This is a genomic window from Pontibacter chitinilyticus (genome assembly GCF_039748935.1).
Lineage (GTDB): Bacteria > Bacteroidota > Bacteroidia > Cytophagales > Hymenobacteraceae > Pontibacter > Pontibacter chitinilyticus.
The window spans coordinates 107,672-121,684 of record NZ_JBDIZJ010000010.1; the positions used below are offsets into that span (position 1 = coordinate 107,672).

General features: G+C 49.9%; 13 protein-coding genes. 9 read left to right on the forward strand and 4 right to left on the reverse strand.

The features are described from left to right. The first annotated feature begins 53 nt into the window (after window positions 1–53). Together ABDW72_RS15105 and ABDW72_RS15110 are read left to right on the forward strand one after the other, a co-directional pair. Window positions 54–575, forward strand: coding sequence for an RNA polymerase sigma factor (locus ABDW72_RS15105; protein ID WP_347159423.1), 522 nt, complete (start codon window positions 54–56; stop codon window positions 573–575). Continuing rightward, window positions 559–1,176 carry a hypothetical protein gene (locus ABDW72_RS15110; protein WP_347159424.1) on the forward strand — a complete coding sequence of 206 codons (618 nt, stop codon included), beginning with the start codon at window positions 559–561 and terminating at the stop codon, window positions 1,174–1,176. The genes ABDW72_RS15105 and ABDW72_RS15110 overlap by 17 nt, the downstream gene beginning before the upstream one ends. 245 nt (window positions 1,177–1,421) lie before the next feature. Here the strand turns inward: ABDW72_RS15110 and ABDW72_RS15115 are convergent, their stop codons facing one another. After that, window positions 1,422–1,991 (reverse strand): hypothetical protein, encoded by a 570-nt coding sequence (locus tag ABDW72_RS15115; protein ID WP_347159425.1) that lies wholly within the window; start codon window positions 1,989–1,991, stop codon window positions 1,422–1,424. Window positions 1,992–2,296: 305 nt separating this feature from the next. Between ABDW72_RS15115 and ABDW72_RS15120 the strand changes: the two genes are divergently transcribed. The 4 genes from ABDW72_RS15120 (at window position 2,297) to ABDW72_RS15135 (ending at window position 6,132) form a co-directional block, all read left to right on the forward strand. Beyond that, window positions 2,297–2,740, forward strand: coding sequence for a hypothetical protein (locus ABDW72_RS15120; protein WP_347159426.1), 444 nt, complete (start codon window positions 2,297–2,299; stop codon window positions 2,738–2,740). A 147-nt stretch (window positions 2,741–2,887) separates the two neighbouring features. After that, window positions 2,888–3,697: a tRNA pseudouridine synthase A gene (locus tag ABDW72_RS15125; RefSeq protein ID WP_347159427.1), complete on the forward strand. Its 810-nt coding sequence runs from the start codon at window positions 2,888–2,890 to the stop codon at window positions 3,695–3,697. A 254-nt stretch (window positions 3,698–3,951) separates the two neighbouring features. Continuing rightward, window positions 3,952–5,643, forward strand: a complete 1,692-nt coding sequence (locus ABDW72_RS15130; protein WP_347159428.1) for a L,D-transpeptidase family protein — start codon at window positions 3,952–3,954, stop codon at window positions 5,641–5,643. A gap of 135 nt (window positions 5,644–5,778) precedes the next feature. Then, entirely contained in the window at window positions 5,779–6,132 is a 354-nt protein-coding gene (locus ABDW72_RS15135) for a DUF5655 domain-containing protein (RefSeq protein ID WP_347159429.1), read from the forward strand. Window positions 6,133–6,200: 68 nt separating this feature from the next. On the opposite strand, the gene ABDW72_RS15140 is transcribed toward ABDW72_RS15135, so the two are convergent. Next, complete coding sequence (locus ABDW72_RS15140; RefSeq protein WP_347159430.1) at window positions 6,201–7,949, reverse strand: ABC transporter ATP-binding protein; 1,749 nt, start codon at window positions 7,947–7,949, stop codon at window positions 6,201–6,203. A 1,002-nt stretch (window positions 7,950–8,951) separates the two neighbouring features. Here ABDW72_RS15140 and ABDW72_RS15145 point away from each other — a divergent pair. After that, window positions 8,952–10,361, forward strand: a complete 1,410-nt coding sequence (locus tag ABDW72_RS15145) for a carbohydrate-binding protein (protein WP_347159431.1) — start codon at window positions 8,952–8,954, stop codon at window positions 10,359–10,361. Between the two features lie 451 nt (window positions 10,362–10,812). Next, window positions 10,813–11,730: a mechanosensitive ion channel family protein gene (locus ABDW72_RS15150; protein ID WP_347159432.1), complete on the forward strand. Its 918-nt coding sequence runs from the start codon at window positions 10,813–10,815 to the stop codon at window positions 11,728–11,730. A gap of 74 nt (window positions 11,731–11,804) precedes the next feature. On the opposite strand, the gene ABDW72_RS15155 is transcribed toward ABDW72_RS15150, so the two are convergent. Next, window positions 11,805–12,347, reverse strand: coding sequence for a hypothetical protein (locus ABDW72_RS15155; protein ID WP_347159433.1), 543 nt, complete (start codon window positions 12,345–12,347; stop codon window positions 11,805–11,807). Window positions 12,348–12,677: 330 nt separating this feature from the next. On the opposite strand from ABDW72_RS15155, the gene ABDW72_RS15160 reads away from it, so the two are divergent. Beyond that, window positions 12,678–13,412, forward strand: coding sequence for a hypothetical protein (locus ABDW72_RS15160; protein ID WP_347159434.1), 735 nt, complete (start codon window positions 12,678–12,680; stop codon window positions 13,410–13,412). A gap of 155 nt (window positions 13,413–13,567) precedes the next feature. On the opposite strand, the gene ABDW72_RS15165 is transcribed toward ABDW72_RS15160, so the two are convergent. Further along, entirely contained in the window at window positions 13,568–13,765 is a 198-nt protein-coding gene (locus ABDW72_RS15165) for a hypothetical protein (protein WP_347159435.1), read from the reverse strand. Window positions 13,766–14,013: the final 248 nt, after the last annotated feature.

A 14,013-nucleotide genomic window follows, 5' to 3' on the forward strand; every position in this document is an offset into this window, starting at 1 on the left:
GCTGCAACTAATAGTATAGCTGCCGGTAGTATAACCGCAGGTAAACCGAGCGCATGAGCACAGCTTTAGACCATACTTTTCTGGATCAGGTTAACCAGCACCTGGGCATCGCGCACAAAGTATGCGGCCTCTACTTTTCAGATGTAGATGAGAAGAAAGATGTGGTGCAGGAGATGCTGTACCAACTCTGGCGTGCTTACCCGGCATTTGACGGCCGCTCCAAGTTCTCGACCTGGATGTACAGCGTCTGCCTTAACACGGCGCTCACCTACCGGCGCAACAACAGCAAACACCAGTACCTGCCGCTCTCGCTGGCCCATGACCAGATACCCGATGAAGCTGCCGGAGACAAAGAAGAGGGCATGCACTTGCTTTTTGAAGCCATTGCTGCCTTATCGCAGCTGAACAAAGCCATTGTGCTGCTTTACCTGGAGGACCTGAGCTACGAAGAGATTGCGCAAATAACGGGCTTGTCCAGGTCGAACGTGAGCGTGCGCCTGGTGCGGATAAAAAGAGAACTGGAGACCTTTATGAAAAAACAACCTAAACCTTACAGCGATGTCAGCCCTGGATGATCTGAAACATACATGGAGCGGAAGCCAGCGCGCTTTACCGCCCGCTGCCCCCTTCGATACCGAATCTTTTAACCAACTTATACTTAGCAGTATGAAAAAGCAAAATAATCGAATTTTCCGTTACTTCTGGGCTACCTTCTCGCTGCACATCCTGGTGTACGCCCTCCTGAGCCACGTGCTTATCCGCTATGCGGGCGACAAGGAAACGCTGGTATTGAGCCTCATCGGCTTGCTCGTTACAGTGCCATTTACCTTTGTTATGCTGCGGCGGTACAAGCAAATGGCTGTGGCAAAAATGAACCCCCAAAGTATGACCTCGCTTTATACTTCTATTGCCACACAACGGAGCCGACTGGCTGCTTTTTACAAGTTCAAGAAGCGGTATGAATGCCTCCTGATTCCGCTGCTGTCAGCCATTGGCGTGCTCCTGGTGTTTAACCTGTATTTCCCAGGAGGCGTGCGGGCATTTCCGTCAGGTGCCTTTATTACGTATCTTCTCACATTACTGAGTTGCCTGCTGGCTATCCGGTCCGAAAACAGCAAGTACTTTAGCCAGCCCCTGCAGGAAATGCAAGCTATACTCGATGACTACAAGCGCTGAGGTGCGGCTTGCTAAAGTATGGGTACATGCAACGCCAACACAGGCAGGTAAATGCTTACTCCTACCCGCTACTTGTTATCCCCAGCAGTGGCTTCTGTGGAAGAGCAAAAGCCGGCCTGGGAAACGCCGGCGCTGCAGCCGCAACATGAAGTATAACATCCCGCTCCGCGAGCAAAACTGAAGTATTTAGAACACAAAAGAGCCGTTGCTGCAGGGCAACGGCTCTTTTGTGTTCGTGCCAGAAATTAATAGTATCTGGTCTGGTTGATGGATCTTCTGTCCTGGTTATACCAGCTGTCGTCATTACGGTCACTACGCTCGTCATAGTCTCTGCTGCTGCCGTAGTCGGAACGCCTGTAGTTATCACTCCGGCGGCCATACCGGTCGTTTTCGTTGCGGTAATCCTGGCGGGAGCTGTACCGGTCTGATGTGCCGTAGTCGCGCTGGGTATTCCCATAGCCCTGATCACCCCGGTACCTGTCCTGCTGGTTGCCGTAGCCTTCCCGGTAACTGCTGTAGCGGTTGCGGTCGGAGTAGTCGCGGGTACGATCCCAGTCGCTACGGGAATTGTTTCCGTATTGACTGTCATCGCGCTGTAGCCGCTCATACGCACCATCCATGTTGCCTTCGTGGTACGTATGCGGCAGTTGCCGCTCCCGGTCATTGTTCCGATAGCCCCTGTGGCGTTCATATTCCTGCTCAAATTGGTCGGTCAGGTTATAGGCCCGGTGGTAGCGCGGATCCTGGCGGTCATAGCCTTCGTCCCGGTCGTAATCAAATCTGTAATTGTCGCGGTTTCTGTCTTGTCTGTCCATAGTTTGTTGTTATATGGTTCAAAATAATCACTTTATTTAAACGGTTGTTCCGCTTAGCGGTTTTCGTACATCCCTTTGAAGTATAAGGCAGCATGGCGGCATAGGCGTTCAAAGCGATCTGGCACCTTGCTTCAAGTTCACTGCAGCCCTGCCAAAGGCATTAAGGACAGCGTCAACACAATACCTGGAATCTTGCTATACTTTCGTGCGGCGCTATCAGCATTATCGCGAATCTTTGATTTTAGATGTCCCGGTAGAAGGGAATTGCCCGGCCAGCAACAGGCCGTCAGGTTAAGTATCTACACATGATTAACTTCGAAACGGAATACCTGAACATCTGGATTAATGAGGAAGTGAACCTGCTGTATTCCGAATGGCTGCAACCCATTACAGGAGAGGGCTACCGGCAGGAAATTGAAAAGCTCACCACTTTGTTGCAGGCCCATACGCTAAAGTGCGGGATTGCCGATTGGTCCCGGTTAGGTGATATTCTTCCGGAAGACCAGCGCTGGACCCTGCAAAAGGTACTGCCTGACATCGTCGCTTCCGGCGTCAGCAAACTGGCGCGTGTGAGCGGGGAAGACCGCGTCAGCTTTAACAAGTTTAAGGATTTTATGGAGAAAGCCTCCTTTGCCGGTCTCGGAAATGTGGACATACGTCAGTTCATGTCCTACAAGGAAGCGGCAGACTGGGTGGGGGAATTTCGGTATAACTTCTTCTTCTTCCGGGCTCATCCTCACTTTAATTGATTCTTACTAGCGCTAGCCTGAGATTTATACTTCAGCACACCTGTCACATCGTTCATTCGGCTTGCTAACACCGCGCAACAGCCATATTCCTTCGGAAAGTTTACTATCTTGTCGGCCTGTTTTCAGCTATGAAAGTATAACCCCCGCATGCGCTACTTTTTCCATATCGGCTATACCGGTACCAACTATCATGGCTGGCAGCGGCACCCTTACGGCATAGGAGTGCAGCAGGTGATAGAAGACGGCCTGCGGCGGATTTTAAAGATGCCTGTCGCGGTGGTGGGCTGCGGAAGAACCGATGCCGGGGTACATGCCAGCCAGTTCTTTTTCCACCTGGATGTAGCCGAGCCGTGGGACTTCGACCTGCTTTTCCGGCTCAACAAACTACTGCCATCCGACATAGCCGTGTTCGACATTCTTCCGATGGAAGGGCTGCCGCACGCTCGTTTCGATGCTACCCTTCGTAGCTACGACTATTATATCCATACCTATAAAGACCCTTTTCTAAGCAGCGTCAGCGCCCTTTACCTTACGCGCCACCTGCACCTGGATGCGATGAAGGCGGCCACCGCCCTACTGCCCCTTTACAGTGATTACCGCTGCCTCTGCCTCACGCCGGCAGCGCAGGAAAGCACCATCTGCCACGTAACAACGGCCCAATGGGAGGCAGATGCCAGCGGCGACCGGCTGCGCTTCCGGATCTCGGCCAACCGGTTCCTGAGCAGGATGATCCGGATACTGGTTGGCAAGCTGTTGCTGGTGGGTACGGGCGCTCTTAGTATAGATGCATTTGAAAGCTACCTGGCCACAACAAATGCACCCAAATCACTGACGCCTGCTTACCCGCAGGGGCTCTTCCTTTCCAAAGTTACCTACCCCTACCTGAACCTGGCACCCCGCAGCTCCTTAGCTGCCCCCGCACAGCAGCAGGCTAGCCCTGACTGGCAACCGCTCTAACTCTGGAAAGTGTCCGCTGGCATTATGAGCCGGCAGCTATGCTACAACGCAGGCTGAATGGCGACAGCGGCAAGTAGGAATTGTAAGGGCTCCGGAGCAAAGGTAGCGACAGCAGAAACTTTAAACTTTCTAAGCTTGAAAGCGGTATTTATATATACAGGGGCTTCTGAATTGTACCCACACATCCTTCCGCCTGCTGTGCAGGAGCCACAGTATACATATCGAGAAAGAAAGAACTGAGAAAGAGAACATTGATGAAGAAAAAGAACCATTTATACTTACCCTGCCTAATTTTATACTTCCTGTGGCTTGTACCTTTACTGGCAACAGCCAATACCCAGACCATAACACGCCCGAATACGACGACTCATCCGTTAGCGGGTGCCCCGTCGGACATCGATAGCGCCTACGTGCGGCAGTACATTGGAAATGAAGCGGAGTTTCGCAGCCAGCTTGGATTGGTGCAGCAGTTTTACAGTGACAGAGGGTACACCTTTGCCTGGTTTGAAAACGGCCGGCTGGTGCCCCAGGCAGATAAGCTGATCACCGCGATTGAAAATGCCCGTAAAGAAGGCCTGAAACCCAAAGACTATAGCCTTAAGCACTTGCGCGACCTGTATAGGGGGGTTGAAACGGGAGGCGCCACAAGCACAGCACAGCAGCAAAAGCAGCAACTGGACCTGGCGCTCACGGCGTCTTACTTCAACTATGCCTCCGATTTTTACAAAGGCGTTGTGGACCCGCACAGTGCAGAAGGGATTGAGTGGGCGGTGAGACGAAACAAGGTCAAGCTGAACAAGGCCCTTGAAATGATTTTGCAGAAAAGGGCAAGCTCCTCCCCTTATTATGAGTTTGAAGCCTTGCATCCGGGGTACAAGCGCCTGCGGGATGCCTTGGTGCACTACCGCGAATTGCAGGAAAAGGGCGGCTGGCCTAAGATAGAAGGCAAGGACGTAGTCAGGCTTAACGACACGGCCGCTGTGGTGGTGGCGGTACGCAAACGCCTCTTACCGCAACAACAGGTAAACGAACAGGATTCTGCCTCTTTTGTGTACGACCAGCAGGTAAAAGATGCTGTGACCGATTTTCAGAAGCGCCTTGGCCTGACTGTTGATGGCATTCTGGGCCCGGAGACGTACAAAGCCCTGAACGTAAGCGTGGACGAACGCATCGACCAGATCCTGTTGAACATGGAACGTTGGCGATGGCTGCCCAAGCAACTTGCTTCTGATGGGGAACACGCCCGGTATGTTATGGTCAATATTCCGGCCTTCCGCGTGTCAGTGATAGAAAACGGCAAAGAAGTGATGCAGATGAAAGCAGTGGTAGGCGAAGTGATGCACTCCACTCCTATTTTCAGCAATGAGATCCAGTACCTGATGTTTTCGCCTTACTGGAACGTACCCAACAGCATTGTGGAGCGGGAGATTAAACCGCACCTGGAGCACAACCCGCGCTGGCTGGAGAGCCGCAACATGGAGATGGTCACCACGTTTGGCCCGAACGCCCAACAGGTGCCGGTAAGCCGTGTAAACTGGTACAACATGACGGAGCAGAACTTCAGGTACCGCATCCGGCAGCGGCCGGGGCCAACCAATGCGCTGGGCCGGGTAAAGTTCATGTTCCCGAATGAGTATGCCGTCTACCTGCATGATACGCCCGCAGATCAGCTATTTTCGGAAACTGACCGCGACTTCAGCCATGGCTGTGTGCGGGTGGAGCGCCCAGCCGACCTGGCCACTTACCTGCTGCAGGACAAACCCGGCTGGGGCAGAGACCACGTAGTACAGGCGATGCATGCGCGTGAGCAACAGCGCGTAGACCTGCCCGAAAATGTGCCCGTATACCTGGTCTACTTCACGGCCTGGGCCGATGAAGACGGCACGGTACATTTCCGCGATGACCTTTACGGCCATGACAAAGCCCTTGCCCAGCGACTCTTCTAAGAAGTATAATTTCTTAACTGCTTAGACTTAGAGCGCCGTTTTGATAATGGCGCTCTAAGCCTGCGGATATTAGCACATAGTGGCACTTTTATAGCCGCTTAAATTTGTTAACTTGGGAGCTTATCACATGTTCTCATGAAAACTGTAGCTGACTTCCTAGACGGCAAATCTGCCATTACGCTAGCCTTGTTCGAGCATTTTGTGGCGCAGTACCGCCAGATTGGAGCGCTAACATTGTGCCCCACCAAAACCATGATTGGTCTGGCTTCGCCCCGCGTGCGCGTTGCTTATGTCACACAATTCGGCAGGAACTTTATACATGTAGTATTCCCGTTTCCAAAGGCATACCCTGACAACCTTTGCTTTCAAAAGATTGCGCAGGTTCCTGGTCAGCAGCAGTTCAACCACCATTTCCGCATGTATGCGCCGGAAGATGTGAACGAAGAAGTACTGCAGTTCATGCGGCTGGCCTATGAACGGGGTTGCTAACAGAACATCATCGCTTAGAAGTATGGCGTGGAAAGATGCTGCAAGTATACTTCCCCACAGCCAAAGCGTTAGATACGGGCCTGATAGGTATATAACTGGTAATAGCGCCCTTGTTTCTCCAGGAGTTCTTCGTGCCTGCCCTGTTCGGCAATGCGGCCCTGTTCGATTACCAGAATCTGGTCGGCCTGGCGGATGGTGCTGAGGCGGTGGGCGATTACGAAGGTGGTACGGCCCTGCATCAGCGTCTTCAAACTGGCTTGTATCAGGCTCTCGCTTTCCGTGTCGAGGTTGGAGGTGGCTTCGTCCAGGATCAGGATACGCGGGTCGGCCAGCACGGCCCGGGCAATGGCAATGCGCTGCCGCTGCCCACCCGAAAGCTTCACGCCCCGCTCCCCGATTAACGTGTCCAGGCCATCGGCAAACCGGTCTGTAAATTCCTGCACATGGGCCGCTCGCACGGCCTGCTGTACCTGGGAATTCGTGGCATTTGGCCGCGGGAAAAGAATATTCTCGCGTATCGTGCCCTCAAACAGAAAATCGTCCTGCAGCACAACGCCCAGCTTGCTCCTATAACTTTGCAGGCTGATGGTTTGCAGGTCGTGTCCGTCTACCGTGATCGTGCCGCTCTCCGGGTTCAAAAACGATGCGGCCAGGCCGGCAATGGTGGTTTTGCCAGAGCCTGAAGTGCCCACTAGTGCTGTAACAGACCCGGCAGGCGCTTTAAAGCTAACCTCGCGCACCACATCCTTCCCGGCCTCATAAGCAAACGACACCTTATTAAAAACAATATCGCCTTTGATCTGGTCCAGTTGCAGGGTACGGTGTCCGCCTGCATCTTCCAGGGGCATGTTCAGAATTTCCTGCGTGCGGTCGAGGCCGGCAAAGGCTTCGGTAAACTGGCTGCCAATGTTACTCATTTGCAGGATGGGCGCGATCATAAAACCCAGGTATAGCGTAAAAGCCAGGAAATCGCCAAACGTAAGCTGGTCTTTCATAATCAGGTAGCCACCGATACCCATAATGCCCGCAGAGGCAAAGCCTAGCAGCAAGGTGGCCGACGAGGTAACAAGGCTGGTAGTGATCAGGCTTTGCTTCACATTCCGGAAAAGCCTGTCTACCCCTGCTTCAAAGGTCCGAATCTCCTGCGCCTCGGCATTAAATCCCTTGATCACCCGCACGCCTCCTAGTGTTTCCGTTAGCCTGCCCGTTACCTCCGCATTGATCACGCCACGTTCCCGGAAAATAGGCCGTATCTTTCCGAAAGCTTTGAGGGAAATGACTCCAAAGATGGCCACTGGCCCCAGCACAAACAAGGTCATCAGCGGGCTAATGTAGATGAGCAGCCCCAGGCAAATGAGAGAGGTTAGCACGCCGCCTATCATCTGCGCAAAGCCGGTTCCAACCAAATTCCGGACGCCTTCCACATCCGTCATGATCCGAGAGACCAGCTCACCGGTTTTGGTATTGTCGAAAAAGCGGATGGGGAGCTGGATAATATGCCGTTGCACCCGCGCTCTTAACTGAGAAATAAGGTTCTGTGCCTCTACACTAAGTATTTGCGTCAGTGCAAAGGAAGTAACGGCTTGTATGATGATGGAGGCGACCACCGCCAAAATCAACCATTTCAGCATGGTAAAATTATGATGCGGAATGACATCATCGATCAGGTACTTGCTGGCACCCGGCAGAATCAATCCCGCCAGGCGGCTGATAACAATCAGCACCAGCCCGATAGAAAGGTACTTTTTCCGGGGCCAGATGATTGTTTTAAAAACCTGACCAACCGTTACATTCTGAAGCTTTTTTGATTTTGCCATTTAGTATGAAAGCAATAGCTGGATGAGTTGCTGGTATTTTATCCTTTGATGAAGGCCTGCATGCTACGCTGAATCTCTGCCACCTTCGTAAGTATGAAATTTAGTTAAATTAGATTACCTGTACAGAAATAAATTTTGATTCACTGCAAAACAACGTTCCAAAGCAAACATTTTAAGGATAAGAATTGGCATGTACAGTATAGTGATTTGATTATTCGACTTCGAAGTGGCTGGTGGTTGACGTGGAACAATCAGCCAGATAAAACAGGTGTGCGGAACAGTTGCCGATGGATTATGGCAGCATAGTTATCAGCCTCTGTTAAACCTTCAACAATCACATAGCCTAATTTTGAGATCACAAGGAAAGACCCTATTAAGTTGTAAAAACTCTTGTAGAGATATATGCTCTAAAGTGTGGTAGCGAATAGCGGAATCTGGCAAGACCCTGTACATTTTCAATGGCAGAGTCTAATGATCAGAAGTTTTAATTTATAATCCTGAAAGTCAAAGTTTTATTTGTGATTGTAGAATAAATTTTCTAATTTATTCAGAATAATTCCTCGATTATAGACCAGGTCTGTTGAGCTAAAAACAGGCCTTTGTATCACCACCTCTATACAGGACAAACACAGAGCCTGTAAGCTTTCCCACAAGTTGAATAGTTCTAGCACAAAAGAATTTGACTTAAAACAGTTCTTATGAAAAGAACTACTTCCATTCTTCAACAAATTGCTTAAGTCCATAGGTTAGCCTGGCTGAAAATCAAATGGAGCACCGTGTATTTTAGAAATAGCTGACTGAACCCTGTTAGCATTGATACAACTATCCGCGCAGTACGGATAAAGCTGCAAAAATCTTAACCCGTTTCTTTGAATAAGATTTTTGAAGGAAGAAATAAACAGGATGGCGAAGAATATAGACTTCATAGCAGAAATCCTGATTAATCTAAATCTTCTCTTGTTATTGACTAGGCGATTTCTTGAGGACTGAAATAGATGTGTCATGAAAAATTTTATTATAAACCTTACTGGTTGCGCTTATTTACCCACAGCAAGCAGGCTGATGTTCAGCTTTCTAATTGTTGCTGCTTTCTTTTTTACAGGTTGTGAAAAAGAATCGCTTCAGCCAAATGAGCTTCATGAAACAGTTCAAAAGCAGGAAACCGCCAGCTTGAGTGGTGTGCTTGAAGCTGAACGGGCTGTTTTAAGTGGAGCCGTCGTAGCCACCAGTCAGCCGGGCTTTACCGGAACCGGCTATGCTGATTACGTAAATGCAACCGGAGACTACATCGAATGGACTGTTAATGCTACCGCGGCTGGTTCATTTCTGCTTCAATTTCGCTATGCGAATGGAGGGACCACAAACCGCCCTCTACAACTGAAAGTAAATGGAACTACTGTGGCAGCCAGCCTCAATTTTACACCAACAGGCAGTTGGAGCACGTGGAAAGTTTCCGCTGCTGCTGTTGCTCTAATTACAGGAGCAAACAAAATAAGATTAACTGCAACTGGTTCTAATGGTCCAAATGTCGATAACCTTAGTTATGGCGCTGGTCTCAAGCATGTGCTTTACATGGTCGATAACGGCTTTAACAAGCTTCTTTACCTCAACCAGAAAGACCCGTCGAAGAACTGGACTGTGGCAATTCCCGCCGGCTCACGCGACCTGCAATTAGTCGCAAACAATAAGATACTGGTGAGCCATGGCAACGGCGCCGCTGAATATGACCGTACCACAGGCGCTAAGGGCTGGTCGGTCAGCACCTATTCAGGTGTTTCGACCGCCCAGCGCCTACCCAATGGCAATACTTTAATTGGTTGGTCGACAGCAGCCTCCGGGACCACACCAGCCAAAGTGATACTATCGGAAGTGAATAGCGCCGGAACTCAAGTTGCGCGTGTAACCGTCAGCAATATTACCACTTTTCGTCTCGCCCGTCGGCTGTCAAACGGCAATACCTTAATTACCGGCGACACCAACAACGACTTAAAGTATAAAGTGTTCGAAGTCAATGCGACCGGCGCTATCGTCTGGCAGCAGTTGCTGTACGGTGGTAAGGGCTATGTTGCCAACCGCCTTACCACCGGCGAAACACAAGCCACAATGGGTCCTGTGGGCAACTTGTACCAGCCAGGCAAGGATGACAATAAGCTTCTACAACTTAGCTCAAGTGGTGCCGTTGTTAAGTTCTGGGGCGGCATGGCCAATCACCCAACTGCCCAACTGAGGAAATTCTCAGGTTACAGCACAGTTCCCAGCAACGGTAATATCATCATTGCCAATTGGCTGGGTGACGGGAATATCGGCACAGGTCCGCATGCAGTGGAATTCGACGCTAAAAACAATATCGTGTGGAGTTGGAAAAACTTCTCTGCCGCTCAGACAGTCACCAATGTTCTCGTCATCGAGTAGCGCGATTTCCTTACCGAAAGCGTATGACTACACTTCTGTCTGCTTTAAACTAAAAAGATTGATAAATTCGATTTTCCCATACTTTACAAAGATTAAATTTAATAACTATTCAGGCTCCGAACGAAGTATAACCCGGCGAAAGAACCAACACTTGAAAAAAGTATTATTTGGAGAAATAGCCGAGCAAATGACACTATACAGCTAAGCCTTGCTAATGTTAGGAAAAACTAACTTCATGCAGGCAGGGAACTGTAACAAAACGGTAGGACCAGATTTGCATAATCAAAGTAGAATATAACACAGCCGTGTCTTAGGGCAGAGGGTCAGGTCACTTTTTGCGGGTGCAACCTGAAATTTAGGATTTCGTTTAGTCACAGTGGTTCATCGGGGCAAACAAAAATGTCCGGCAGGCTGTTATGCTTGTGCCCTGTTTCTACCTGAACATTCATCTATGCAAGACACGAACGACTTAAACATCAGCGATACTTCCTCCGATCTGATAGGGGTGGTAAACACTTACTGGGAAAAATTTCTCTACCTGCTACCTAATATCCTGCTTACCATAGTTCTGATAGTAGTGGCGTTGTGGCTGGCAGGCAAGGTAAAAAGGTTACTGGAAGGGAGGCTGACAGAAAAGGCGCACGACAAAATAACAGGCAAATACATTGCACTGGTCGCTAAATGGGCCATTATCATTATTGGGCTGCTGCTGGCGCTGCAAACGCTGGGGCTTAGTGGCGTGGCGAGTGGCTTACTGGCCAGTGCCGGACTATCGGCCGTAGTGATTGGCTTTGCTTTTAAAGATATTGCTGAAAATTTTCTGGCAGGACTTATACTTGCCTTTAACCGCCCGTTCGAGATAAACGACACCATTGACGTGGAGGATACCGTTGGTAAAGTGAAGGAACTGCACCTACGCACCACGCATATACTTACGTTCGATAGCAGGGACGTTTACATACCTAATGCGACGATCCTGACTTCGAAGGTAACCAACCTCACCCAAAACGGTCTGATCCGGATGGACTTTGTGGTGGGCATCGATTACAACGACAACATACAGGATGCGATCGACCTGATTGAAAAAACAGCATTAGGCGTGGAAGGTGTGTTACAGAAAGATCCGCCTTATGCTATGGTAGACGAATTAGACGTAAGCACTGTGAACATAAAGGTGTTTTTCTGGGCAGAGACCAAAGACTATAAGAAAGGAGTGCTGCTTCTCAAGGGCCAGATCATGCAGGCTGTCAAAAAGGCGCTGCTGGAGAATAAATTTGGCTTGCCCGCCAGCATACAGGAGCTCAAACTTTACGATTATCAAAAAGACTTACCTATCCGAATGGTGGAAAAGGAGGCACAGGGAGATTAATAATTTACGGCGAACGCCTGTGAGTAGCCTGCTACCCCTAAGTATAGCTCAGGCCTACGCAGGCAGGTTGATGCTTACGTAATTCGCACGCGTGCGGCGAGCACCCTGAAAAGGATGTACAGGAGGGCAAAGATGACCATAGCAATTAACGCCCACGATTTCTTTCTGTTTTTCCCGCGCCAGAAATCCCGTTCTGCCTGTGTATGCTTCAGTTGCTGCTTTAATACCTGATGCACCCGGCGCTCCTGGTGCAGTTTTGAGCGCAGTGCTTCTACGCTAGTCGTATCTTTTAAGTAAACCGTATCGGTGGTGTAATTCGTCTGGCAATCCAGGCACTTCCGAAATAAAGGCGAGAAGGATGCGGCCGGCGCCCGCACCAGCAACGCAGCAGGAACCAACCTGCCGGGCACAAGCGAGGAAGCGGTATACAAGGCTGGTGGGTAAAAGTGCGGCAGGAAAGGATGGGCTGCATTGATGGATACCTGCTCCGTACCATACTCAGGTTCTTTAGAAACATACTCCGTCGGTTCAGCTGCGATACTGTCAAAATGCTTTTCGGCCTCACGTTGGGTCGAGCAAGAGCACAATAGCAGCAGCAGGAGTAGTATACACCTCATGGTATAAATATAATCATCAATTTACAGGGGCTTAGCTCAACCTCATGCCTTGGTAACGCATATGGTTAAGGCGTACGTACGCCAAAGTAGGGATTACAGCTAACTTCTCTCTTCTCAGCAGCAGTACGCTGCAAAAGCTAAGCTACGCAAGAAAGGGTATAAAGTAAAACGAAAAGGGAATATCTTAACGGCAAATTGCCAGCACCTTTTTTCCGCGCGAGCTACCGGTTGCAGCGTTGTGCAGCCACCACCGCGCACAGGCTAATCCTACCAAGCTTAATATGATTTTTCTGCTGCTTTTACGAACTTGCCACCGCTTACCTGTTACCTATGAACCGACTGATTCCGGAAGAACAAGCCGCAGAACTGCTGCGCACTTTACAGGAGAAAGCCACCCCGGCTGTTTATGACCCTGAAAAGCACCGGCTGGCGCTGTTAGATGATGCAGGTAACGCACAGGTATACTTCCGTTTGCCTCTTACGCTGGCGGCACCGGATAGCAACCTGCCTACCGGAAAGCAGCCGCTGTGCTATGTAATTCTGCTGATACAAGCCGGCAATTGTGCGGTGGGCTATTTTGAGAATGGCGTCAACCTCGACCATAAAGTGTTCCGGTCTTACATGGTACGGAAAAAGCAGGGAAAGAGCCAAATCAAATACCTCAAAACCAAAGGCAAGTCACGGGCAGGCTCCCGGGTGCGACTGGGCGAAACAGTAGAATTCTTCGAGAACATCAACGAGCGGCTGCAGCGTTACTTTGCCGAGCACGACGTGCAGCGCATTGCCCTCAGCTGTTCTAAAACACTGCTCCCATATCTGTTCAACTCAAAGGTAGCTACGCCCTTTACTAAAAACGATCCGCGCCTTTACAAGGTACCAAAGCACATCCATACCCCCATTTATGAGGTCCTGCTGGATGCTAACAAATTCCTGCTCAGCGGCGAACTGATCTATGACGAAGCGCAGCAGGAACTGGTAAACCGCCTTATACCTGCAGCAGCCGGAAGAGAAATCCCCGACAACGCTTACATACAGGAAGAAGCGGATGATGACGAAATATGGTAAACGCCACTGGTTTTTCTATAGCAGGAACCAGCAAGTATAGCCGTACCTGCTGCTTTAACAACTGGTATATCTATACTTGCTGGTTTGATTGGTTGCTGCTGTCCTGATGAGGTGCACTATACAGGAGCCTTAGATACTGTCGGCGTGCGCCCGCGCTACGCTCCTTTGCGGCCCACGTAAATACCATACGCTAACAATCCGGCTGCACCGGCAAAAAGGATGTACTGCTGCTCCTTTGGTGTCAAGTTCTGGAAGAACTCCAGCCCTTTTTTACCGGGGTTTTGCAGGATATCCGTTACCTGTGATGGATTTTGAAGCAATTTTTTAAATGAAGGAGTATTAGAATCTGCCATTAGAATGTTTCTTTAGGTTTAACCTAAATACGTTGCTCTTCGGACAATAGATATGGGTGCTAGCCAGCAGTTGCGCTTACCTGCACGCCTGACAGCCATACTTCCGGTTTGCTATGGGCGCTACAACGCGAAAAAACTGTTTACGGAAGTCAGCTCGCCTGGAAAGGTGAAGCACCTCTGTTGCCTTTATCACGTAAGCAGCAGGTGATTAAAGTGTGCTGAACATTTCCAATGCCAATCAACCAAAC